Genomic DNA, 23,166 nt, shown 5'->3' with positions numbered 1-23,166 from the left:
GTGCCGTCTGATGCAACTGCGCTCGCCACGGCGATCCTGAATGGGGATATTTCGGCGGGAGAGGCGATGGCGGAGGCGCTCTCTGCCGCAGACCGTCTTTCCGCTCTCGGTGCAGTGGCCTGGCTGGACGCCGCCGCTGGGCGCCAGGCCGCCGCAGAGTTCGACGCGCTGGCCCCGGACTCGCCTCGGCGCCATGCTGTCTTCGCGGGTGTTCCGACGCTCGCAAAAGATCTGGGCGGACCGTTCGCGGGCCTGCCCCTCCGCCTCGGCTCCGGCATGGTCGAGCCTATGGCGGCGGAGGACTCCTGCCTTGCCAGAGAATTTCGCCGGGCGGGGTTGCTGCCGTTCGGACTGACGACCAGCCCGGAGTTCGGCCTGTCGCTGGCCAGTGAACCGGCCATTGGCCCGATGGCGCACAATCCGCTGGAGCCGAGGCTCAGCGCAGGCGGCTCCTCTGGCGGTGCCGCAGCAGCGGTGGCGGCGGGTATCGTCCCGATCGCCCATGCCACGGATGCAGGCGGATCCATCCGCGTACCAGCGGCCTGTTGCGGGCTCGTGGGATTGAAACCGGGCCGGGGATCGGTGGTGGAGGGACCTGAGTTTGGCAATCATCTGGGCGGCATTGCCAGCGAGTTTGCCATCTGCCGGTCCGTCCGTGATGCTGCCCGGCTTTTCCCGGTGGTGACGGAGGTGGCACGCGGCCCGCTTTTCCCCACGCGCTATTCCGAGGTTGACCCGCGCCTTCTGAGAATTGGTCTCCTAACGGAAACCGCACCGGCGACGGATCCTTCGCGTTGTGAGGCGGTGGAGCTTGCGGCAGAGACGCTCACGACGCACGGGCACCGGATCGTGACCCTCGACTGGGCCGATATCCGCGCCCAAGTGGAAGCGAGCGATCGGATCTTCCGTGCCCTTGTCACGGTGAACCTCGCCGCCTTCGTCACTTCCGAACGGCTGGATCCGGCGCGCGCAGAACCACTGACGCAGCGTGTGATCGCGGAGGGACAAGCGATAGCCGCCACGGACTTCTGGCAGGTGATTGCCGAACTTCCGCATGTCAGCCACGCAGTCTCCGGCCTGTTCGGCCGGGTGGATGTGCTGCTCACTCCAATGTTGACGGGTCCGCCGCGGCCCATTGGCTGGTTGCCGACGACTGAGACGGATACCAACCGGCATTTCAAGGCGATGTCGGGTTTTGCTCCGGTCTCGACGCTGGCCAATGTCTCGGGTTGTCCTGCGATCACCATACCCTTCGGCGCGGATGCGGAGGGCCTGCCGCTTCCGATCCAGATGATCGCGCCGATTGGGTCGGAGGGGGTGCTGTTGGCGCTCGCCGGGCTGCTGGAAGCCGAGGAGCGTTGGACCAATCCAATGGGAAATCCCGCATGACCGATGCCGTGCTCGAGATCGTCGATGTCTCCAAACGCTTTGGCAATACGCTGGCGAACGACGCGATTACGCTGACATTGGGAAGGGGAGAGATCCTCGCTCTGCTGGGAGAGAATGGCGCAGGCAAGACGACGCTGATGAGCATTCTTTTTGGCCATTACACCCCGGATACAGGCCATATCCGGGTCATGGGCGCGGATCTGCCACCGGGCCGACCGCGCGCGGCGATACGAGCGGGGATCGGCATGGTGCACCAGCACTTCTCACTCGCGCCCAATCTTACGGTGCTGGAGAACGTGATGACGGGGACGGAGAGCCTCTGGCGCCCGCGCTCTGCGACAGGGGCCGCGCGGGCAAAACTCATGGCGATCTCCGACAGGTTCGGTCTCAGCGTCGTGCCGGAAGCGCGACTGGGTGATCTCTCGGTGGGAGAGCAGCAACGGGTGGAGATTCTCAAGGCGCTCTATAACGATGCGCAAATCCTTGTTCTTGACGAACCGACCGCCGTTCTGACGACTCAGGAATCCGCCCGCCTGTTCTCCACCCTCAAGGAGATGGCCCGGCAGGGTCTGTCGCTGATCTTCATCTCACACAAGCTGGAGGAGGTGATGGCCACCGCCGATCGGGTGGCGGTTCTCCGTGGCGGGAAGCTCGTGGCGGAGCGGCGCGCGGCGGAGACGAGCAAGGGCGAACTGGCCGAACTGATGGTGGGTCGCGCGGTTGAACGCCCGCGCCGCGCGCCTGCGACGCCTGGCCCAATCGTTCTGGAGGCAGCAGGGTTGTCGCTTCGGGAGGGGGGCGTGGATCGGCTGAAATCCGTGAGCTTCCGCCTCCATGCGGGCGAGATCCTTGGCGTTATAGGGGTGTCCGGGAACGGTCAGGCACCGCTCGCAAAGGTGCTGGGCGGCATGACACGCTGGACGGAGGGCGATCTCATGCTGAACGGAGAGCGGCTGGACCGGCTGACGGTTCCCATGGCCATAGCGGCGGGGATCGGCCGGATCCCGGAGGACCGGAACCATGAGGGGACGGTTGGGGAGATGACGTTGTGGGAGAATGTCGTGCTGGAGCGTCTTGCACAGTACTCTCGCCTTGGTCTCGTCAATCAGCAGGCGGCCATCGCGCGCACGCAGGAGATCATCACCCGGTTCGACGTGCGGGGCGGCACACCGACCAGCCGAATTCGGCTGCTCTCAGGGGGGAACATGCAGAAGCTCATCCTTGGCCGCAACCTGATCGAACGTCCTCGCGTCCTCATCGCCGCGCAGCCGGCGCGCGGGCTGGACGAGGGAGCCGTCGCGGCTGTGCACGAGCGCCTGCTCGACGCCCGGCGGCAGGGTACGGCGATCCTGCTCATCTCTGAAGATCTGGAGGAGGTCATGGCGCTGTCGGATCGGATTCACGCCATCATGGGCGGACGCCTTTCGCCCGCCATTCCGACGGAGTCCGCCGATGCAAGGCGGCTCGGTCTGATGATGGCGGGAGAGTGGGAGGCGACAGATGCGGTTTGAACGCCGTGCAGAACGGCCTGCGGCGCTCATCATGCTTGCGCCGCTGATCGCTGTTGCAGTCGCGCTGCTCCTTACCGGAGGGCTTATCGCCATTGCGGGCGCTCCCGTGCTGGATGCGTTCGGCCGGATCGCCAGCGGCGCCTTTGGCTCCCGGCTCGCAATAACGGAGACCCTGACGCGGGCGATCCCGTTGATCCTGACAGGGCTTGCCGCCGCTGTCGCGTTCCGGGCGCGGCTGTGGAACATCGGCGGGGAGGGTCAATTCTACATGGGCGCCATAGCGGTTGCAGCGATAAGCGGCACGGCTCTTGCCGGATTGCCCGCATTCGTTCAAATCCCGCTGCTGTTCCTGACAGGTGCCGCTGCCGGAGCTGTCCTTCTGCTCATTCCCTTGTGGCTCCGGCTCCGCTTCGGGGTGGATGAGGTGGTGACAACTCTTCTGCTCAACTTCGTCGCCATTCTCTTCGTCTCCATGCTGATCGACACAGTGCTGAAGGATCCGATGGCTTTCGGCTGGCCCCAGTCGATCCCGGTCGATGGTAATGCAACCCTGCCGGCCATCGTGGCACGGTCGCGGCTGCATGTTGGCCTGATCATCGCCCTGGGGTTGGCGATCGTGATCCAGTGGGTTCAGGCGCGAACCGTTTTCGGGATGCAGGGGCGGGCGGCGGGTCTGAGTCCGGCAGGTGCGGCTTTTGCGGGGGTGCCTCTCCGGCGAACGCTGATCGGGATCGCCGTGATCTCGGGGGGGCTGGCGGGCCTCGCGGGCGCGATGGAGGTGATGGGCGTCATGGGCTATGTGACGACGGAACTTTCTCCGGGTTACGGTTACTCTGGCATCGTGGTGGCAATGCTGGCGAACCTCAGCCCGCTTGGGGTTGTCCTTGCCGCGCTCTTCACCGCCGCGATGTTCGTGGGCGCCGATGCCATGAGCCGGGCGCTCGCTGTTCCAAGTTACATTGCGGATGTCACCGTGTCGGTTGCCCTGCTGTCGATGCTCGTTGCGCTGTTCTTCACGCAGTACAGGATCCGTCGATGATAGCTCTTTTGGACATACTCGCCTCCGCCGGTCTCTGGGCGGCAGTGCTGCGGATTGCGACACCGCTGATCCTTGGCACGCTGGGCGCGCTGCTCTGCGAGCGAGCGGGGGTGCTCAATCTAGGAATCGAGGGGATCATGACCTTTGGTGCCATGATTGGCTGGCTGGCGGTCTTTCACGGGTATGATCTCTGGACGGGGCTGATCGTGGCTGCGGCTGCGGGGGCGCTCTTTGGCCTGCTCCATGCCGTATTGACGGTGACGCTCGGCCTTTCACAGCATGTCGTGGGCCTTGGGATCACGCTTTTCGCCTCGAGCCTCAGCTACTATCTCTTTCGGCTGCTTGTCGCGATCCAAGGCACCCCGCCCAAGATCACGCCCTTTGCTCCGCTCGTCATCCCCGGCCTGTCGGATTTGCCGTTCTTCGGCCCGGCGCTGTTCACCCAGACCGCGCCCACCTACCTCGCTTTTGCGCTGGCGCTGCTGATGGCCTGGCTCCTTTTCGGTACGCCGCTTGGCCTCGCGATCCGCATGACCGGCGAAAACCCCCATGCCGCCGAAGCGCAGGGGATCAATCCGATGGTTGTGCGCTATGGAGCGGTGATCGCGGGTTCGGCCCTGATGGGCGTTGGAGGGGCGTTCCTCACGCTCTCGGCCTTCGACAGTTTTATCCCGACCATGGTGCAGGGGCGGGGATGGATCTGTATCGCGCTGGTGGTCTTTGCTTCGTGGCGGCCTCTCCGCGCGCTTGCAGGGGCGCTGCTTTTCGCGTTCTTCGATGCGTTTCAACTCCGTCTTCAGGCTGGTTTCAGCGGCCAGATCCCTTATCAGATATTCCTCATGACACCCTATGTGCTCGCCATTGTCGCGTTGGCGGTCATGGCGCGCCGCGCCCGCGTGCCGCAGGCGCTCATGCAACCCTATCGCCGCGGCGAACGCTGAAAGGCCATCCGATGTTCGATACCCTGGTCCGCAATGCCAACCTTCCCGATGGGCGACAAGGCGTCGATATTGCCATAAGAGCCGGTCACATCGCCGCGGTGGAGCCGGGGATTACCGCCGAGGCAGGTCAGGTGATCGACGCCACCGGGCGGCTCGTCAGCCCCGCCTTCTGTGATCCGCATTTCCATATGGATGCGACCCTCTCTCTTGGGCTGCCGCGGATGAACGTCTCGGGCACGTTGCTGGAGGGTATCGCACTCTGGGGGGAGCTCCGCCCGTTGCTGACAAGGGAGGCGCTGGTGGAGCGGGCGCTCCGCTACTGCGATCTCGCGGTCAGCCAGGGTCTTTTGCACATCCGCAGCCATGTGGATACTTCCGATCCACGCTTGGTGACGGCAGAGGCGCTTCTGGAAGTCCGCGATCGCGTCCGGGACTACATCGACCTGCAACTGGTGGCTTTCCCCCAGGATGGTTACTACCGCACGCCTGACGGCGCCGCCGCGCTGGAACGGGCGTTGGACATGGGGGTGGAGATCGTCGGCGGCATCCCGCATTTCGAACGTACCATGGAAGAGGGCCGTGCCTCCGTCGAAGCGCTCTGCCGTATCGCCGCAGACCGTGGCCTCCGGGTCGACATGCATTGCGATGAGACCGATGACCCCTTGAGCCGTCATGTCGAAACGCTGACCGCGCAGACAATCCGGTTCGGTCTCGAGGGGAGGGTGACGGGTTCGCATCTCAGCTCTATGCATTCCATGGACAATTACTACGTCTCCAAGCTCATCCCGCTGATGGTGGAGGCGCAAATCCATGCGATCCCCAATCCTCTCATCAACATCATGCTTCAAGGACGACATGACACCTATCCGAAGCGGCGCGGCATGACACGGGTGCCGGAGCTGATGGCGGCGGGGATCAATGTCTCTCTGGGGCAGGATTGCTGCATGGACCCCTGGTATTCCATGGGCGCGGCAGACATGATCGAGGTCGCACATATGGCCGTCCATGTCGCACAGATGGGCAGCGTCGCGGACAAGACCCGGCTTTTCGAGGCGGTCACGCTGAACCCGGCGCGGGCGATGGGCCTTGCGGATTACGGTTTGGCCCCGGGCTGCAGGGCCGATATGGTGGTCTTGCAGGCCGCCGATGTGACGGAGGCCATTCGGCTCAAGCCGACGCGGCTTTTCGTGCTCCGTGGCGGGCGTGTGATCAGCCGGACACCGGCCGTGACGGCCGCGCTCTCGCTCAAGGACCGTCCCACCAGCATTGATCCAGGGCTGGATTTCCGCCCGGCCTGCTAAGACCTGCCACCTCCTGTCCGGCGTTGCATCTCAAAGCTGCGACCCTGTCGAGAAGGCTGTCGAGCAACGCGGAACGAACGAGCCAAGGTCGATAATGGCCATGAATGTATGAGACCCTTTCGAGCGGGGAGGAGTTGTCGCTCTACATCAAGTGCCCCGCCTGCGCGGCGTGGCCAGGAGCCGGCCGGGGAAGACGGGGAGGGGGAGTGCTACGCTCGCTCGACCCGACGGACAGAGGGTTGCTGGATGGCGACCGTCTCCGCATCCCCTCGACCGGCTGATTGCAGGAAGAGACATGGCTGGAGTTCTGAAGATCCCCGGGGAGCGTGGGCGCTTAAATCGATACGCCCATCCAGAGGATCCAGATAGCGGAAGGGTGCTGACCGGATAGGATTGCAGTCGTGATCGAGACGATCTCTCCAATGGCGCCCGCCATGTGCGGCGCAGGCTTCCTGCTTTGCGCTCAATGTCTCTGACCGCAGCCTGCGGTAAGTCCATGTCGGAGCATCAGGCTCGCGATAACCTGCACTTGAGCGGTTTCGGTCCGATCTTGTGCCCGCCTGCCGGTTCCCCGCGCTCCCAAGGCCGGAGCGCAGAAGCAACCTCCCTCAGATGTTCAGCGCCTCGTCTTCCAGAGCGGTGCGGAGCATGGCAATCGCAGCCGCAAGCCGTTCGTCGATGAGATGCAAGTACTGGGTCCAGTCCGTGACATGGGTCAATTCAGCGGCGCCGTCAGATATTCCGCGCAGGCCGATCAGGGGAATACCGAAGCGGTGCGCGGCGCGGAGATGGGCAAAGGTTTCCATGTCCACCATATCTTCCTCGATCCGATCATAGGCTGTGCCGCTGACGATATTTCCTCCGGTAGAGAGGCTGGCATCGGGCAGGCCGGGAATGCGATGCAAAAGGTCGATCTGCACGGGCAGGTTAAGAAACGGTGTAAGACCGCGTTCAAATCCCAAAGCCGATGCGTCCATATCGCGATAGGCGACCTTGGAAACCTGATAGACACGCGCCTGATCCAGGGTCCGTGACCCGGCGGAGCCGAGCGAAACGATCAGTCGCGGTCGCTGCCGCATTTCGGCCAAGGCAGCGGTCAGGACCACCGCGCCCTCCACCGGCCCGACCCCGGTGATCAACGGCGTGATGAGGGCGCGCAGGGCAGGGCCGTATTCCGCCTCGGTCGCCATGACGAAGAGAACTGGAATACCAGCTAGAAGATTGGTTGTCGCGGCCATGGTCTTCCCTGAGTTGCCGCACAGAACTGGCATGGCCCAGAGCATCTGGTCAAGGATCGGGGAGCGGCCAGATGGATGACAGCTTGATGAAACCCCGACGATGCGCCAGTCGCGGCGGTTTTCTCAAGCGCGATGCCCCGCCACGAAGGCGGAAGGAGCCAGACGCGCGACACGCATTGCCGCGACCGGCAGAGGCGGAAAGCCCGTGCAGAGGGTGTGATCGGAAAGGTGTTGTGATGTCTGTACGGAGGAACGAATGCTTTCCGTTAAGCGCAGCCACACCCGCGCGGGCGCTGCTGGCCGGGGGCCCTTGGCGACAGAGATGCTTTTCGGGCAGCGACACCCGTGCGAGGGCTGGCGCGTCCGGCGCCACCCGCGAAAACACTGCCCGTGCGGAAGCAAGCGTGCCCCGATCCGCCGCGCGAGCCGTTCCGTCAGCTTCGCCCCGCGCGCGGGGCGAACGATGCGGAGCGCGCGCCGGTTAGACGATTTCCGCGAATGCGCCTTGGTCGAGGGCGATCACTCCTCAGCCGCAAACGGGATCACCAGCGGCAGCGAGCCTGGGAGGGTCTGGATGTGGGCATGCTCGTGGAGCACATGCAAGACGGGCCGCAGTCCGGGAAACTCCCGCAATGTTTCGAGGAAGCGTATCGTGGCGGGGGCAGGGCCGTCCGGCGTCGGGCCGTCGCTTCCTGACCGCTTCTCGCGGTCGCCGAGTGCGACGAGCAGCGGCGGTGGCGGATCGAGAGCCGCGGATTGTGCGGCAACGCGTCGGATCAGCGGCTCATCCCACCAGATCGACGGGCTGATGGCGGCGTAGCGCGTGAAGGCGCGGGGCCGCGAGAGCAGCGCGTAGAGCGTGAAAAGACCACCGAAGGAATGGCCCCAGAGTGTCCGGCGCTGCGGGTCGATCCGCAACCCCCGCTCTGCCGCCTCCCGCAAAGGCCCGGTGAGCCGATCCAGAAACACCGCTCCTCCCCCGGCAAGACGACCGGTGTGGACAGGGTCGGGCCGGATACCATCGCCAGGACCGTCAGGGGCGGTGAAATCCAGAGTGCGGCGCTCCCGTGCGAACTGCCGGTCGGTGTCATAACCGATACCGGCGACGACCAGCCCCGGGGCGAGGGCGAGATGCGCGGGTGTCAGATAGTCATAGGCTGCATTGCCATCGAGCAGATACAGGATGGGCCATCCGCTCTGCGGTGGCCTGATCCGGGGGATGGCAAGGAAGATGCGGTGCCCCGGTCCTGTGGCCACAGTTCTTTCCACCATTTCATGTGTGGGATTTTCGCTGCGCAGTATGAGCAGTTCCGCTTGTCGCAGGGCGTGCTCCGGCCCCACCTTTACCATCTGCCGCATGGTGTCTCTTCATATAGAGACCAACGCTGGTCGCGCCGGTTGTGGTTGACAAAGTTTGTCGGAAATATAGTGCTGCACGCGAACCAAGCCAGACCGGACAATCCCGGGCAGCCAAGTGACTGATGACATGAGGTCAAGGAGTCCCGACATGGCCATTCTTCCGTTCAGCCGCCTGCGCGCCTCGCTGGGTGTGACGGCGCTGATTCTTGCAACCGCGGCGAACCCCGCTCTGGCCGACACGATCTTCACCCCCTCCGCAGACGGATTTGCGGGGATGGTTCGCGCCGCCTCTGATGCACCGGGCAGCGCCATCCTGAAAGGTGGCAAGGTCAGGATCGCCGGTGACCGCCTGATCCCTGGGCAGGAGATCACACTGCTCCGTGGCCCGACGGTGCTCAATACCGACGGGCCGATCATTGTCGACGCAGAGGGCAAGTTCTCGTTCGATCTGACGCTGGATGCCGACGCCGTCACCGGGCTGCAACCGATCGTCGTCATTGCAGAGAAACCGGCGGCGGCCACGGTCGTGGAGCTGAAAATCTCTCCCGATGTTCCTGTCTCCGGCAAGGAAAAGTTCGCTATCGAAAGCGGTCTGGTGACACGCGGACTCTATCAGGTCGCCCATAGCGATGCCACCGATGCCGTTTTCGTCACTTCTGCGATCGGCCGCCCGCCGGTGAAGGACTCCGCCCTGCTGAAGATCGATGCGAAGACACTCGAGGTACAGGCACAGGTCGCGCCTCCTGCCGCTCCCGCACGGGCAGACGGTAGTGATGGCGGCGTGTTCGCCGTCTACGGCGTCGCGGTGGATGACAGGAACGGCAATGTCTGGGTGACCAACACGCGTCAGAATACCGTCGCGGTCTACCAGCAGTCCGATCTATCGCTGGTCAAGCAGTTTGAGCCGGGCGCTGTCGCCCACGCCCGCGATGTGGTGATTGATGAGGCCAACTCCCGTGCCTATGCGAGCGCGACGGGGACCGGCAATATCGAGGTCTTTGACACCAAGACGCTGGAGCAGCTGGACCCCATCGTGGTTCAGTCGGGCAAGCGTGGCGGGGATTTCTCTGTCATGAGCCTCGATATCGACACCGAGGGGGGCACGCTCGTCACCGTCAGCATGCTTTCGGACGAAGCGGCGGTCGTCACGCTGGCGACAGGTGAAACGAAGGTCTTCCCGCTTCCGGGCGCGCGCAGTGCTTCCGGTGTGGCGTTCGATGCGAAGGACGGGTTGATCTTCGTGGCATCGCAGCAGACCGACAACCTTCTGATTGCGAATACCAGCGGCGAAGTGCTCCATGACGTCGAAGTCGGCGCCGGTGCGCTGAACGTCGCCTTCGACCCGGTGAACCGCCTGGCCTATGTGGCCAACCGGGGCGCGGGAACGATCACCGTCGTCGATACCGATGGCAAGATCGTGGCCAACCTCGACGCAGGCAGCATGCCGAACCAGCTTCGTGCCGACGGCAAAGGCAACATCTACGCTGTGAACAAGTCCCGCGGCGAGAACGACCCAGTCGGCGACCGGATTTGGCGGATCACCCCCGCCACGCACTGATCCCGCGCCATGAGACAGCGGCGGAGGCGGTGGCCTCCGCCGCAAGCATTTTCCCGCCGGACGACCGGCGCCCTACGAAAGACCTGACATGGTCCGCCTTCACGCCCTATGCGTCGCCGTGTTCACGCTGGCCGCTGCAGTCATCGCCCAGCCCCTGTCGGCGGAGGTCAAGGCCACCGACATACTGGGCCGTGAGGTGGCGCTGCCGGAGCCGGCCCGGCGGATCGTGCTGGGAGAGGGGCGGCATATGGCCGTTCTTGGCCTGATCCATGACGATCCCGTGGCGCTTGTTACCGGCTGGCGGCTTGACAAGGGGCTGGATGAACCGACGCTGGACGCCTATCGCGCGAAGTTTCCGGCAATCGACGCCATCCGCCCAGTGGGCTCCGGCAACCGTGACATTTCGGTGGAGAGCATCGTGGCGCTCAACCCCGACTTGGTGGTCCTTTCGCTCGTCGATGCCGCCGACAAGGCGATGGAGGTCGCGCGGGGCCAACTGGAAGCCGCTGGCATTCCCGTGGCTTACGTCGATTTCTTCTCCCATCCGCTTGAGAATTCCATGTCCAGCCTCCGCCTTCTTGGCACGCTCACCGGAGCGTCGGACCGGGCGGAGGAGTTCGCGCTGTTCTATGAAACCCGCCTGGACCGTATCCGCGACCGGCTGGCTGACCCGGCCATCCCGCGGCCGCGCGTCTTCTTCCATGTTCATGCCGCCGCGCAGGGGTGCTGCTCCACCGTCGGTACCGGCGTCTTCCATGATTTCATCACGACTGCCGGCGGGGAGAACATCGGCGGCGAACTGGTGAAGGGTGTTTTGGGCAATGTCAGCCTCGAATTCCTGATCGCCGCCGACCCGGATTTCTACATCGCCACAGGGGGCACGCATATGGCCTCCCGCGGCGGGTTGGTTCTGGGGCCGCTGGTTGAGGCGGAAACCGCGCAGCAGAGCTTCGACACGCTCGTCAACGCACCCGGTTTCGCCTCTCTGCGCGCGGTGGAAGACGGGCATGTCGCAGGTGTGTGGCACCTCTTCAACGACACGCCGGCCCATATCGCGCTGATCGAGTACCTGGCCCGCACCTTCCACCCCGACCTCTTCGGCGATGTTGATCCCGCCGCCACGCGGGCCGAGATCGAGACCCGTTTCGCGCCGGTTTCCGTGCCGGGAACCTGGTGGGTGGTTCCGCGTCGATGACGGCGCTCCTGCTTGATCGCTACCGGCAGCGGAACCGCCGTCGTGCGGCGCTGGTGGTCCTCCTTGGGCTGCTCGCGGTGGTGGCCCTTCTCATCGACCTGTCCACAGGGCCGGCGGGGCTGACCCTTTCCGAGACGGTGCGTGTGCTGACTGGCGCGGAGAATGTGTCGCGCGGGGCAAGGGTTATCGTCTGGGATGTGCGGCTCCCGGTGGCCGTGATGGCGCTCTGCGTCGGCGCGGCTCTGGCGCTGGCGGGGGCGGAGATGCAGACGGTGCTGGAAAACCCCCTGGCCGAGCCGTTCACGCTGGGCGTCTCCTCCGCCGCGGCGCTTGGTGCGGCGCTGGCCATCGTGCTGGGCATCAGCCTGCCGTTTCTACCGGCGGCATGGAGCGTTTCGGCCAATGCCTTTCTCTTCGCGCTCGGGGCGCTTGCACTGCTCCAGACGTTGGGCCGGCTTCGCGGAGGCGGGACGGAGGTGCTCGTCCTCCTCGGTATCGCGTTGAATTTCACCGCTGCCGCTTTTCTGTCGCTGGTGCAGTTCGTGGCTTCACCGGATGCGCTCCAGCAGCTCGTCTTCTGGACCATGGGCAGCCTGGCTTCGAGCCGCTGGCCGGGCGTGGCGCTGCTTGCGCTGCTGCTCGCGGTGACACTGCCCTTCTCCTTCCGGGCGGCGTGGCAGCTCACTGCCCTCCGCATGGGAGAGGAGCAGGCGCGCAGCTTTGGTGTCAATGTCACTGCGCTCCGCCGCTGGACGCTGATCCGGGTGAGCCTGCTGGCGGCGGGCGCGGTCTCCATGGTCGGGGTGATCGGCTTCGTGGGCCTCGCCGGCCCGCATATCGCGCGCATGCTGGTCGGTGAAGATCACCGCTTCTTCCTGCCCGCCAGTCTGCTCACCGGTGCATTGGTGATGTCGCTGGCCTCCACCCTGTCGAAACTCGTCGCGCCGGGAGTTCTGCTGCCGATCGGGCTTGTCACCTCGCTGATCGGCCTGCCGATTTTCCTCTGGCTGATCCTGCGGGGCAGGGAGGCACGATGACCGGGCTGGAAGTCAGCGATCTCTCCGTCCAATTCGGTGCCCGGCGGGTGCTGGACGGGTTAACCCTGCCGCCGCTCCGGGAGGGCGAGCTGACGGTGCTTGCCGGGCCGAACGCCGCGGGGAAATCCACGCTGCTCCGCGCGGTGGCGCAACTTCTGCCCTATCGCGGTCGGGTGACGCTCAATGGTCAGGATCTCCACCGCTTGCCCGGATCGAAGCGCGCGATGCTCCTGGGCTTCATGCCACAATCATTGGCTACCGGTTCCTCGCTCATCGTGCTGGAGAGCATCATTGCAGCGCTGCGCGCGGGCGGCGAGCAGGTTCGGGGTGCTGCGGAAACCGTCGCGATGGCAACGCTCGATCGGTTGGGGATCGGAAACTTCGCCCTCGAGCCGGTGGACAGCCTCTCGGGCGGGCAGCGCCAGATGGTCGGGCTTGCGCAGGCCATCGTCCGCAACCCGCGGGTGCTGCTTCTGGATGAACCGACCAGTGCGCTCGACCTTGCTTATCAGGCGCGTCTTCTCGCGGAGGTGCGCCGCCTTGCCGCGGAGGGGCGGACGGTCATCGCCGTTCTGCATGATCTGGCCCTCGCGGCGCAGTGGTCGGACAACATGGTGATGCTGCGACGGGGGTGCCTCTACAGCGCCGGGCGCCCCGAGGAGGTGCTTACGCCTGCCATGCTGGCCGAGGTCTATGGCGTCAGTGCGCGCGTGGAGCGCTGTTCGCGCGGTCGCCTGATGGTGCTGGTGGATGAGGAACTGCCTTCATCCCCCCGACAGAAGGATGCGGCCGAATGAGCCTGAACAATGATGCCGTCGGGTATGAGCCCGGTATCCGCGCGGCTCTCCCGGGCCGCATCAGCCGGCGCGTCGCGCAGGCCGAAATGGCGCTCGGTGGTGCGCTTGTCGCGGCGATCTGCCTGTCGCTGCTCGCGGGATCGGTGTCGCGCACGCTCGGGCAGCCGCTGATCTGGACGGACGAACTCGCCGTGCACCTGATGGTTTGGGTCGCATTTCTGGGTGCCTCGCTCGGGATCGCCACCCGCAGCCACATGGCAGTCGCGCTCCTGCCAGAGCGTCTGAGCAGCCGCGGGCGGGCCTGGCTGCTGCTGCTGAGCGACCTTCTGGTGATGGTCTTCTTCGTGGTGATGGGGTGGCTTATCTGGCGCTGGTTCGACCTGCCCGGCCTTCTCCGTGCAGGGTCCGGCGCGGCGCTTGCCAGCGATACGTTCAACTTCATCTACACCGACCCGACGCTCACCCTGGGCGTGCCGAAGTTCTGGTTCTGGCTGATCGTGCCGATGACCTGCATGACAGGGGCGATCCACGCGCTCGCGGCCCTCTCCGCCGATCTGACCGAACTGAGGAGGCAGGCATGACCGCCGGGCTGTCATTCATCGTCCTGCTGGCAATCGGCGCGCCGATTGCCTTTGTGCTGATCGGCGTGGCGCTGATCCTGATCGTCGCGGGGGGCAATGCGGTGCTGCTCGACAGTTTCCCGCAGCAGCTCTTTGCGGGGATCGAAAGCTACGGGCTGCTTGCCTTGCCGCTTTTCATCCTGCTGGGAGAATTGATGGGCGCGGGAGGCATCGGGCGGCGACTCCTTGCTCTGGCTCAGGCGATGATGATGCCGGTGCGCGCCGGTCTCGCCTATGTCAATCTGCTGGCCAACCTTCTGATGGCGACGGTTCTCGGATCAACCGTGGCGCAGTTGACCGTGATGTCACGGCTCGCGGTGCCGGAGATGGAACGCGCAGGCTATCCGCGCGATCTCGCGACCACTGTCACAGCGGCAGGCGGCTTGCTCGCCCCTGTCATTCCGCCCTCCATGAACCTGATCGTCTACGCGACCGTGGCACAGGTTCCCGTGGCGGACGTTTTCGTGGCCGGGATCGTGCCGGGGCTGGCGATGGCGGCGGTCTTTGCCCTCATCATCGCGGGGCTGGGGTGGAGGCACAATCTGCCCCGCGTCCCATCGCAACCCCTCCGTGGGAGGCTCCGTGCCGGGTGGCAGGCACTCCCTGCGCTCGCGGTGCCGCTGATCGTCGTGGGTTCCATCCTGACGGGCATCGCTACACCCACGGAATCCGCGGCGATCGCCTCTCTGGCCGCGATGCTGATCGGGGCGCTGGTTTACCGGGAGCTTCGTCTCGCCGATCTGCCGCAGGTCTTTGTACGGACTGCTGTAACCTCCGGCGCGGTGCTCTTTCTTGTCGCGGCCGCGCAGATCATCGGTTGGGTCGTGACCTTCGCCGGCCTGCCCGCGCAAGCTGCGAACTGGATGCAGGAGATGGCTTCTTCCCCGCTGGCCTTCCTTATTCTGCTCAACATCCTGCTCTTGCTGCTGGGAACGGTGCTCGAACCCATTCCGGCGATCATCCTCATCGCACCCGTCCTCCTTCCGGTGGCGACCGATGTCTATGGCATTGATGCAGTGACCTTCGGGGTGATCCTCTGCCTCAACCTGACGCTGGGCCTGCTGACCCCGCCGGTGGGCGCAGGGCTTTACACCGCGTCGCTTCTGACAGGGGTCAGCGCCGAGCGGCTGTCATGGCTGCTTGTTCCGTTCTTCGCGGGGGTGATCGCGGTCCTTGCGGGGATGACGCTGATCGCTGCCATCAACGCAGGCTAGGAGTATAGAACATGCGTTTTCCAAAGTGGGTCCCGGGTCTGCTGGCCATCGTGACGCTGTCTGTACCGGCGGGCGCGCAGGATATGCGCATCGGCATGGTCACTCCGCCGCCGCATCAATGGACACGATCGGCCAATGCGTTGGCGGACAGGATTTCGGCGGAGACGGAGGGCCGGATAAAACTCGCGGTCTTTCCCTCAGGCCAGCTGGGGAATGAGGCGCAGATGCTCCAGCAGCTCCAGACGGGGGCGCTAGACCTTGCTTTCCTGACGGTCGGGGAGCTTGCCAACCGCGATGCGGATTTTGGCATCCTGACGGCCCCCTATCTGGTGCCCGATGCCGAAAGCGCTGCGAAGCTGCTGGAGGGGCCTACCGCCACCGCGTTGCAGGAAAAGCTCGGCGCGCTGGGTCTGAAGGGTCTTGGATATGGCATGGCGGAGATGCGGATCGTGTTGCTTTCCAAGCCGCTGCCCGAAGGAGGCAACGTTGCCGGGCGCAAGATCCGTACTGTGCCTCTGGCGCAGGAGATGGACTTCTGGACCCGTGCCGGTGCCGCCCCCACGCCCCTCCCGCTTCCCGAACTGTTTGACGCCTATTCCAACGGCCAGATCGACGGGATGCAGATTGACCTTGAGGGCACCTGGAACAATCGCTTCCAGGACTATTCGGCGGTGGTGCTGGATAGCCGGCACGCGATCTTCCCGATGTTCGCCGTCGCCTCGGGGCGGAAATGGCGGACATTGCCTGAGGAGGACCGGGCCCTGATCACGCGGCTGGTCGGAGAGGAGGCGGCGCATATCCGCGCGGCCTATGCCGGTATCGACGCGGACTACCGCGCGAAGCTGAAGGAGGCCGGCGCACCGCTGGTGGAAGCCGGGCCGGAAATATTCGGCGGTGCCGTGGAAAGCTGGTACGCGGCCTGGCGGGAGAAAATGCCGCTGCTCATCGATCTGGAGAACGAGGCGAAGAGGCGCTAACGGCGCAGCGCGCGGGTGCCTGCCATCCGCGCCATTGTCCCGTCGCGCCACATCCCCTCATGCAGGCCGACCATGACGACATGGCCCAGGATGAGCAGTGCCAGAACCCAGCCAAGTTCGCCATGCAGCGCATCGCCCAGCCCCACGGCCCAGTCCACCGGCGGCGTCTGCGCTGGGAAAACCTGAACGCCGAAGGGTGCGAAGGCCCGGTCCGAACCCCAGGCCCGCAGGAGCGCCAGCGACGGCACCAGGAGCATCACCGCATACAGTGCCAAGTGCCCGAGCCGCGCCCCGATCCCGACCAGACCCGCTCCATGCGAAGGCCGGTTATCGCGGTTGGCAAAGGCCCATATCACCCGAAGGAGGATGAGCACGAAAAGCACGGTGCCGACCGGCTGATGCGACCCGACGAAGAAGGATACGAATGGCTGGCGTCCGAATATCAGCCGGAGCGTCATGCCGAACAGTTGCCACAGAACCAGCGCGGCGATGGACCAGTGGAGCGCTCGCGTGATCCGGCCGTAGACGGTCGGCGTGTCGCGCAGGGGAACTGTAGGGGAGGGCATCGGCGGATCTCGTTCGAGGGGGTTGCCAATGGTGATGCCACTGATCCTTCTGGCCCGCAACGCTCCGCACGCAAAGTTGACTGTTTTAGTCTGTGCGGCTATGCCGCCTGAGCCGGGCCGCTGGCCATCCAAAGAGCAGGTATGACGCATGGTGCAATCCGACCAAGACGCGCCGCGCCAGGTTTGGCCGCAGGAGGTTGCCGCACACTACCGCGATAAGGGGTACTGGCGCGGTGAAACGATGGGCGGCGTCTTGCGGGAACGGGCGACCGAGCATCCCGGCCGCGTGGCTGTCGTGGACGGCGAGATACGCTGGACCTATGGTGAGTTGCTGGCCCGGGCAGAAGCCGCAGCGTCCGGCTTTCTTGGGCTGGGGCTCACTCCGGGAGACCGGGTGATCGTGCAGATCCCGAATGTCGCCGGGTTTTTCCCGGTGGTCTTCGGGCTGTTTCTTGCGGGCCTGATCCCGGTCTACGCGCTGCCCGCGCATCGGCAGACGGAACTGATACATTTTGCCCGCCGATCACACGCCAAGGCCTTGGTGGTGGCCGACAAGATGGACGGGTTCGACTACCGTGCGCTGGCCAGCACGGTGCAGACCGAGGTACCGGCGCTTGCCCATGTGATCGTGGTCGGCGATCCGGGGCCGCATCTATCGTTCGATGCCCTGATGCCAGGCGAGACACCACTCCCCGAAGTGGACCCGGCCGCCGTCGCGTTCCTGCAGATTTCCGGTGGCAGCACTGGCCTGTCCAAGCTCATTCCCCGCACGCATGACGATTACATCTACAGCTTCCGCGCCAGCGCCGAGATCTGTCGTCTGGGTGCCGATACGGTCTATCTCGCCGCGCTTCCCGTAGCGCATAACTTCCCCATGAGCTCGCCGGGCGTCTTCGGGGTACTCTATGCCGGGGGGCGGGTGGTGATGAGCCCCGATCCGAGCCCCGCCACCGCTTTCGCTTTGATCGAGCGGGAAGGAGTGACGATCACCGGCCTCGTCCCCCCGCTCGCGCTTCTGTGGATGCAGGCCGCGCCCGGGACGAAGCATGACCTGTCCAGCCTCCAGGTGCTCGGGGTCGGGGGGGCGAAGTTCCTGCCCGAAGCAGCGGCGCGCGTCCGGCCGGTGCTGGGCTGCGCGCTCCAGCAGGTTTTCGGCATGGCGGAGGGGCTGGTGAACTACACGCGCCTCGACGATCCCGAGGAGATCATCGTGAACACGCAGGGCCGCCCGATCAGCCCGGATGACGAAGTTCTGGTGCTCGACGACGAGGGCAACCCGGTGCCGGAGGGGGAGGCGGGGCATCTGTTGACCCGCGGACCCTACACGATCCGCGCCTATCACAACGAACCCGCCGCCAATGCCCGCAGCTTTACGCCCGACGGGTTCTACCGTACGGGCGATATCGTGAAGCGGCTTCCGGGCGGCTATCTGGTGGTGCAGGGGCGGTCGGGCGACCACATCAACCGCGCGGGCGAAAAGATTTCGGCCGAGGAGATCGAGGATCACCTTCTGGCGCATCCGGGGGTCTTTGATGCAGCGGTGGTTTCGATCCCGGACGCCTATCTGGGGGAGCGGAGCTGCGCCTTTGTGATCCCCTCCGGTGAGGAGCGCCCGAAGGCCGCCGGAATCCGCGCCTTCATGCGTTCAAGGGGCGTTGCTGACTTCAAGGTGCCCGATCAGGTGATCTTTGTGACCGCGTTTGAATCCACCGCTGTCGGCAAGGTCAGCCGCAAGGCGCTCCGCGCCGCGCTACGGGCCGAATATCTGAATGGAGAGAAGACCGCATGACCCTGACCCTCGAGCGCATGCGCAAGGACATCGCAGATGTGCTTTATGTCGATCCATCCGAGATCGGCGATGATGACAACCTCCCCGATCTGGGGCTGGATTCCATGCGGCTAATGACACTTATCCTCGGCTGGGAGCAGGCGGGGCTGACCGCGGATTTCGGGATGCTTGCCGAATACGAGACCCTGGGCGGATGGTGGACCGTCATCTCCCAGCATCAGGCTGCCGGCTGACATGACTGACCAGAGCCTTTTGCCGCCCGCCGTGCCGGGGCAAGATCATTCCCTGACGGAAGCGCAGGAGGGGTTGTGGTATGCGCAGGCGCTCGATCCTGCGAACCCCATTCTCAACACCGGGCAATATCTGGAGCTGACGGGGATACTTGACCTCACGGCGCTCCGTGCAGCTGTCGCCCGCACGATCCGGGAGACGGAGGCGCTGCATCTGCGGTTCCGCGCAACCCCGGAGGGGCCTGTGCAGTGGCGTCACAGCGAAGGCCCGGCTCTGACGATCATGGACCTTACCCATAGCGCTGATGCCGAAACCGAAGCCCGGAGGCTGATGAAGACCGACAGTGACCGGCCGCTGAACCTCGCGGCGGAGCCGGTCGCGGCCTTCACACTGTTTCGTCTGCCGGACGGGCGGCATCTGCTCTATGAGCGGATCCACCACCTCGCCTGTGACGGCTACGGCATGGTGCTCATCACGAACCGCATCGGAGAGCATTACTCGGCGCTGGTGACGGGTGCGCCGCCGCCCGCCGCCTTCCCTGCTCTCGCGCGTGCTCTGGAGGAGGACGCGGACTACCGGAGTTCACCGCGCCGGAAGGTTGATCGCGACTGGTGGCGCCAGACCCTCGCCGATCTGCCGGAAGTGACCGGACCTGCGCCGGGGCGGGCGGTTTCAGGGCACACCTTCCTCCGTCACAGCCGTTGGCTGTCCGATGCGTTGCAGGCGGAGCTCACTGCCTTCGCGGCGCGCCACCGGCTGACATGGCCCGATGTGCTGACGGGACTCGCAGGCGCCTATCTGGCCCGCTGGTCTGATGGGGAGGTGGTGCTGGGTGTGCCGTTCATGGCGCGCATGGGCAGCAAGGCCGCCCGGCTGCCCTGTACCGTGATGAACGTCCTGCCCCTGCGCCTCACGGCTGATGAGGATGCGCTGTTGCCGGACTGGCTCACCGGAGTGGCGAAACAGCTCCTGCAGTCGCGTCGCCATGGACGCTACCGGAGTGAGCAGCTGCGCCGGGATCTGGGCTTGATCGGCGGAGCGCGGCGGCTTTACGGGCCGCTGGTCAATGTGCAGCCCTTCGACCTGCCGCCGGTGTTTGCCGGGCTGGAGGTGGGGCTGCATATTCTCGGCGCGGGCGCCGTGGACGATCTCACGATGACGTTCCGGGGCGATGCGCGGTCGGGCCTTCTCTTTGAGATTGACGCCAATCCTGATCTCTACACTGCCGAGGAGATCGCCGCCCATTCGGACCGGATGGTTGCGTTCCTGCAGAACGGCCTTTCTGCCGAACGGCTCGCGGATGTGGCCACCGCGACTCGGGAGGAAATCGACCTTCAGGATGCTCGTGCCGAAGCCGCGCGGGTCCCGCTGCCGGAAACGACGCTCACCGCGCTGATCGAGACGCAGATGGCTGCGACGCCCGATGCGCCTGCGATCACCTTCGGCTCCAGCACCCTGACATATGCGGAACTCAAGCGGCGCAGCGATGCCCTCGCCGCCGAACTCGCGCGGCTGGGAGCGGGGTCGGAGCGGATCGTGGCGGTGGCTCTTGAGCGGTCTGCCGAACTCCCCGTGGCGCTGGTCGGCATCTTGCGTGCTGGGGCCGCTTATCTGCCCCTCGACCTGGAGCATCCCCCAAGGCGGATCGCGCGCATCCTGGAAATGGCGGCACCCGTCGTCGTCCTTACAACGGCGGAGAACGCCGGCCTGTTTCCACCGGGCACGCCGCTTCTGCTGGTTTCCGACTGGCCTGCGCAGGGTGAAGCGCCGCGGAGCGAGGTCGCCGCGGATAATATGACTTATGTAATATTTACCTCTGGCTCGACGGGTGAGCCGAAGGGTGTGGTGATCGAGCACAGGGCCATCGTGAACCGGCTCCTCTGGATGCGTGAGCATTACGGTATCGGGTCAGACGACCGGATCCTTCAGAAGACGCCCGCGACCTTCGACGTCTCGGTCTGGGAGTTCTTCCTGCCCCTGATCGCTGGCGCGGAGCTCGTCATGGCGCCACCCGGTGCGCACCGGGATCCTGCGGCCATCGCGGCCGCGATCCGCCGGCATGGCATCACGACGCTGCATTTCGTGCCCTCCATGCTGTCGGCCTTTCTCGCGGTCCCGGCCTCCGAAGGCGTTTCGTTGCGCCGGGTGTTCTGTTCGGGCGAAGAGCTGACCGCTGAACAGCGCGACCGCTTCCATCGGCGCATTTCGGCAGAGCTGCACAACCTCTACGGCCCGACCGAGGCGGCGGTGGACGTGAGTTACTGGCCTGCACCCGCAGCGGACCGCACCAACCCTCTGCCCATCGGTTTTCCGGTCTGGAACACCCGGCTCGACGTTCTGGACGATCGGATGCGGCCTGTGCCGCCCGGCCTTGCGGGGCACCTTTATCTTGGCGGTGTGCAACTCGCACGCGGTTATCTGGGCCGCCCGGACCTGACCGATGCCCGGTTCCTCGCCGATCCGCGCCATCCGGGGGGGCGGCTCTATGCTACCGGCGATCTCGCCCGGCTCCGGCCCGACGGGGCGGTCGTCTACCTTGGGCGATCGGATCAGCAGGTGAAGGTCCGGGGTCTCAGGATCGAACTGGGCGAGATCGAGGCGGCGATCATGGCGACGGGCCTCGCGCGCGAGGCCGTTGTCGTGGCGCGGGAGGATCATGCCGGAGAGAAGCGGCTGGTCACCTATCTCGTGCCCACGGACAGCTATGCGCCGGGTGCGCTCATGCCCCGGCTGGCAGCGCAGCTGCCCGCTTACATGGTGCCTGCCGCCGAAGTGCCGCTCGATGCGCTTCCCGTCACCGCCAACGGCAAGCTCGACCGCAAGAGCCTGCCCGTGCCGAATTTCGTCGCGACCGGCCGGCCGGTGCAGACGCCCACCGAAACCCTGCTGGCAAACCTCTTCGCCGAGGTTCTGCATCTTCATGGCCCCCTCCCGGCGGAGGCTGATTTCTTCGCCCTGGGCGGAGATTCCCTCCTGGCCGTGCGACTGGCCTTGCGGATCGAGGAGGAGACCGGGCGGGATTGCGGGCTGGGAACCGTTTTTGAGCATCCGGTGCTTTCCAGCTTGGCTGCCGCTCTGGATGCTGCCCGGCCCAGGGATGATGGCCTTGGGCCAGTCTTGCTGCTGGCTGATGGCGACACGGAAAGGTCGCCGCTCTTCGTGATCCATCCCGCGGGCGGCATCGCCTGGGGTTACCGCGCGCTTGCCCGACACATCGCGCCCGAGCGACGGGTCTGGGGGCTTCAGCACCCGGGCCTTGACCCGGACGAACCCATGCCGGAGAGCCTTGCGGCGCTGGCCCGTCGCTACATTCTCCGGGTTTCGGAACTCCAGCCGGAAGGTGTGGTGCATCTGGCAGGTTGGTCGGTCGGAGGTCTCATCGCGCAAGAAATGGCCGTTGCGCTGACGCAGATCGGGCGTGAGACGGGGCTGGTCGCGCTGCTCGACAGTTATCCCGCGGATTGCTGGCGCGATGAGCCCGATCCCGATCCCGTGGCTGCGCTGCGCGCGCTTCTGGCTATCGCTGGTTACGATCCGGAAGCCTATCCCGAGCTTGCGACGCGGGAAGCCGTCGTTGCCTTTCTCCGCGCCGGGGATACCGCCCTGGGCAGCCTGCCTGAACGGACGCTCGACGGGGTGGTGCGGACGGTGACCGATACGAACCGCCTCGTTCGCAACCATTATCACACGCCCTTGCCGGCAACCATCACCCATATCCGCGCCGCGCAGGACCACGCCGGCAGGCCGCTCAGGCCCGAGATGTGGCACGCCTATGCAGAGACCCTCGATCTGCTTGATGCGCCCTGCCTGCACTCCCAGATGACATCGCCCGAAATCTCCGCCCTCATCGGCCCCGAACTCGTCCGCCGGATTCGAGAGTTCGACTGACGGCGGGAAAGCACATGCTGCGGCATACCAGTCGCTCTGGATTCGTTGAAACCTGCACCGCCTGCGGCGCTGACTGAAGCCTGGACCAACTGTCGAGATTGTCGCCAGACACTATATGAGTCGACCATCGCCGGGGAGACCTCGCCTGCTGTGCAGTGTCGCTCCGCAGGTCATTCAACCCGGCGAAGGGCATGACAATCGGCATGACGCGTGATTCCCTGATGCGACAGGTGACAGATCGCACCTGCCGCGCCGAAAAGGCCCCTTTCCGAGACAGGGGCTAACTCAAGGGAAAGCGCGGCGGGTTGATCGACAGTTCGTTTCTAGACCTGCCTTCTTGCGCATTCTCTGGAGCAGGCAGGTCTGCAACTTGCCGACGTCGCCCCTTGCGAGATGTCGCCGGAGCCTTCGGCAGACCGCAGGCCTCTGGCGAAGATGTCTGGATCAGCATGGCGCCGCCGACCCCTCTCGCTGCCCGACAGGAGCGCGCGAGATAAACATCCTTCGGTATCTGCG

18 protein-coding genes are annotated in these 23,166 nt (G+C 65.3%); 15 read left to right on the top strand and 3 right to left on the bottom strand.

The window, feature by feature from the left end:
• From CN97_RS09410 to CN97_RS09390, 5 genes are read left to right on the top strand one after another with little or no spacing between them, the layout of a single operon-like run.
• Positions 1-1,389: an amidase gene (locus CN97_RS09410; RefSeq protein WP_035710326.1), complete on the top strand. Its 1,389-nt coding sequence runs from the start codon at positions 1-3 to the stop codon at positions 1,387-1,389.
• Positions 1,386-2,900, top strand: coding sequence for an ABC transporter ATP-binding protein (locus CN97_RS09405; RefSeq protein WP_035710324.1), 1,515 nt, complete (start codon positions 1,386-1,388; stop codon positions 2,898-2,900). The genes CN97_RS09410 and CN97_RS09405 overlap by 4 nt, the downstream gene beginning before the upstream one ends.
• The gene (locus tag CN97_RS09400; RefSeq protein ID WP_035710321.1) at positions 2,890-3,939 is read left to right on the top strand and encodes an ABC transporter permease; all 1,050 of its coding nucleotides are present in this window, start codon (positions 2,890-2,892) and stop codon (positions 3,937-3,939) included. Before CN97_RS09405 ends, CN97_RS09400 begins: the two co-directional genes overlap by 11 nt.
• On the top strand, positions 3,936-4,880 hold the full coding sequence (locus tag CN97_RS09395) for an ABC transporter permease (protein ID WP_035710319.1): 945 nt from the start codon (positions 3,936-3,938) through the stop codon (positions 4,878-4,880). Before CN97_RS09400 ends, CN97_RS09395 begins: the two co-directional genes overlap by 4 nt.
• A gap of 11 nt (positions 4,881-4,891) precedes the next feature.
• Positions 4,892-6,181, top strand: coding sequence for an amidohydrolase family protein (locus CN97_RS09390; RefSeq protein ID WP_035710316.1), 1,290 nt, complete (start codon positions 4,892-4,894; stop codon positions 6,179-6,181).
• Positions 6,182-6,789: 608 nt separating this feature from the next.
• On the opposite strand, the gene CN97_RS09385 is transcribed toward CN97_RS09390, so the two are convergent.
• Positions 6,790-7,419 (bottom strand): 5'-methylthioadenosine/S-adenosylhomocysteine nucleosidase, encoded by a 630-nt coding sequence (locus CN97_RS09385; protein WP_035710312.1) that lies wholly within the window; start codon positions 7,417-7,419, stop codon positions 6,790-6,792.
• Between the two features lie 519 nt (positions 7,420-7,938).
• A complete protein-coding gene (locus tag CN97_RS09380; RefSeq protein ID WP_035710303.1) occupies positions 7,939-8,778 on the bottom strand; it encodes an alpha/beta hydrolase in 840 nt (279 codons plus the stop codon).
• A gap of 148 nt (positions 8,779-8,926) precedes the next feature.
• Here CN97_RS09380 and CN97_RS09375 point away from each other — a divergent pair, with 148 nt between their 5' ends.
• The 7 genes from CN97_RS09375 to CN97_RS09345 all read left to right on the top strand — a co-directional run bounded on the left by CN97_RS09375 (position 8,927) and on the right by CN97_RS09345 (position 16,176).
• Positions 8,927-10,336 (top strand): Vgb family protein, encoded by a 1,410-nt coding sequence (locus CN97_RS09375; protein ID WP_035710296.1) that lies wholly within the window; start codon positions 8,927-8,929, stop codon positions 10,334-10,336.
• An 88-nt stretch (positions 10,337-10,424) separates the two neighbouring features.
• Positions 10,425-11,531 carry an ABC transporter substrate-binding protein gene (locus CN97_RS09370; RefSeq protein WP_035710293.1) on the top strand — a complete coding sequence of 369 codons (1,107 nt, stop codon included), beginning with the start codon at positions 10,425-10,427 and terminating at the stop codon, positions 11,529-11,531.
• Complete coding sequence (locus CN97_RS09365; RefSeq protein ID WP_035710291.1) at positions 11,528-12,568, top strand: FecCD family ABC transporter permease; 1,041 nt, start codon at positions 11,528-11,530, stop codon at positions 12,566-12,568. The genes CN97_RS09370 and CN97_RS09365 overlap by 4 nt, the downstream gene beginning before the upstream one ends.
• Entirely contained in the window at positions 12,565-13,365 is an 801-nt protein-coding gene (locus tag CN97_RS09360; protein ID WP_035710288.1) for an ABC transporter ATP-binding protein, read from the top strand. The genes CN97_RS09365 and CN97_RS09360 overlap by 4 nt, the downstream gene beginning before the upstream one ends.
• Entirely contained in the window at positions 13,362-13,946 is a 585-nt protein-coding gene (locus tag CN97_RS09355) for a TRAP transporter small permease (protein ID WP_051911108.1), read from the top strand. Before CN97_RS09360 ends, CN97_RS09355 begins: the two co-directional genes overlap by 4 nt.
• Positions 13,943-15,199, top strand: a complete 1,257-nt coding sequence (locus tag CN97_RS09350; protein ID WP_035710284.1) for a TRAP transporter large permease — start codon at positions 13,943-13,945, stop codon at positions 15,197-15,199. Before CN97_RS09355 ends, CN97_RS09350 begins: the two co-directional genes overlap by 4 nt.
• Before the next feature lie 11 nt (positions 15,200-15,210).
• The gene (locus CN97_RS09345; RefSeq protein ID WP_035710280.1) at positions 15,211-16,176 is read left to right on the top strand and encodes a TRAP transporter substrate-binding protein; all 966 of its coding nucleotides are present in this window, start codon (positions 15,211-15,213) and stop codon (positions 16,174-16,176) included.
• Here CN97_RS09345 and CN97_RS09340 read toward each other — a convergent pair.
• Positions 16,173-16,742 (bottom strand): cytochrome b, encoded by a 570-nt coding sequence (locus CN97_RS09340; protein WP_035710278.1) that lies wholly within the window; start codon positions 16,740-16,742, stop codon positions 16,173-16,175. The genes CN97_RS09345 and CN97_RS09340 overlap by 4 nt on opposite strands.
• A 148-nt stretch (positions 16,743-16,890) precedes the next feature.
• Between CN97_RS09340 and CN97_RS09335 the strand changes: the two genes are divergently transcribed.
• From CN97_RS09335 to CN97_RS09325, 3 genes are read left to right on the top strand one after another with little or no spacing between them, the layout of a single operon-like run.
• The gene (locus tag CN97_RS09335; protein ID WP_035710275.1) at positions 16,891-18,531 is read left to right on the top strand and encodes a (2,3-dihydroxybenzoyl)adenylate synthase; all 1,641 of its coding nucleotides are present in this window, start codon (positions 16,891-16,893) and stop codon (positions 18,529-18,531) included.
• On the top strand, positions 18,528-18,764 hold the full coding sequence (locus CN97_RS09330) for a phosphopantetheine-binding protein (RefSeq protein WP_035710272.1): 237 nt from the start codon (positions 18,528-18,530) through the stop codon (positions 18,762-18,764). The genes CN97_RS09335 and CN97_RS09330 overlap by 4 nt, the downstream gene beginning before the upstream one ends.
• Before the next feature lies 1 nt (position 18,765).
• Positions 18,766-22,650, top strand: coding sequence for a non-ribosomal peptide synthetase (locus CN97_RS09325; RefSeq protein WP_051911107.1), 3,885 nt, complete (start codon positions 18,766-18,768; stop codon positions 22,648-22,650).
• Positions 22,651-23,166: the final 516 nt, after the last annotated feature.

Origin of the sequence: Haematobacter massiliensis (assembly GCF_000740795.1) — a bacterium.
In the GTDB taxonomy this organism is placed as follows: Bacteria; Pseudomonadota; Alphaproteobacteria; order Rhodobacterales; family Rhodobacteraceae; genus Haematobacter; species Haematobacter massiliensis.
This window is presented reverse-complemented; position numbering and strand designations above follow the sequence as displayed.

Coding starts and splice junctions, on each gene's coding strand:
- CN97_RS09405 (WP_035710324.1), top strand. CDS start 1,386: ATGACCGATGCCGTGCTCGAGATCGTCGATGTCTCCAAACGCTTTGGC.
- CN97_RS09400 (WP_035710321.1), top strand. CDS start 2,890: ATGCGGTTTGAACGCCGTGCAGAACGGCCTGCGGCGCTCATCATGCTT.
- CN97_RS09395 (WP_035710319.1), top strand. CDS start 3,936: ATGATAGCTCTTTTGGACATACTCGCCTCCGCCGGTCTCTGGGCGGCA.
- CN97_RS09390 (WP_035710316.1), top strand. CDS start 4,892: ATGTTCGATACCCTGGTCCGCAATGCCAACCTTCCCGATGGGCGACAA.
- CN97_RS09385 (WP_035710312.1), bottom strand. CDS start 7,419: ATGGCCGCGACAACCAATCTTCTAGCTGGTATTCCAGTTCTCTTCGTC.
- CN97_RS09380 (WP_035710303.1), bottom strand. CDS start 8,778: ATGCGGCAGATGGTAAAGGTGGGGCCGGAGCACGCCCTGCGACAAGCG.
- CN97_RS09375 (WP_035710296.1), top strand. CDS start 8,927: ATGGCCATTCTTCCGTTCAGCCGCCTGCGCGCCTCGCTGGGTGTGACG.
- CN97_RS09370 (WP_035710293.1), top strand. CDS start 10,425: ATGGTCCGCCTTCACGCCCTATGCGTCGCCGTGTTCACGCTGGCCGCT.
- CN97_RS09365 (WP_035710291.1), top strand. CDS start 11,528: ATGACGGCGCTCCTGCTTGATCGCTACCGGCAGCGGAACCGCCGTCGT.
- CN97_RS09360 (WP_035710288.1), top strand. CDS start 12,565: ATGACCGGGCTGGAAGTCAGCGATCTCTCCGTCCAATTCGGTGCCCGG.
- CN97_RS09355 (WP_051911108.1), top strand. CDS start 13,362: ATGAGCCTGAACAATGATGCCGTCGGGTATGAGCCCGGTATCCGCGCG.
- CN97_RS09350 (WP_035710284.1), top strand. CDS start 13,943: ATGACCGCCGGGCTGTCATTCATCGTCCTGCTGGCAATCGGCGCGCCG.
- CN97_RS09345 (WP_035710280.1), top strand. CDS start 15,211: ATGCGTTTTCCAAAGTGGGTCCCGGGTCTGCTGGCCATCGTGACGCTG.
- CN97_RS09340 (WP_035710278.1), bottom strand. CDS start 16,742: ATGCCCTCCCCTACAGTTCCCCTGCGCGACACGCCGACCGTCTACGGC.
- CN97_RS09335 (WP_035710275.1), top strand. CDS start 16,891: ATGGTGCAATCCGACCAAGACGCGCCGCGCCAGGTTTGGCCGCAGGAG.
- CN97_RS09330 (WP_035710272.1), top strand. CDS start 18,528: ATGACCCTGACCCTCGAGCGCATGCGCAAGGACATCGCAGATGTGCTT.
- CN97_RS09325 (WP_051911107.1), top strand. CDS start 18,766: ATGACTGACCAGAGCCTTTTGCCGCCCGCCGTGCCGGGGCAAGATCAT.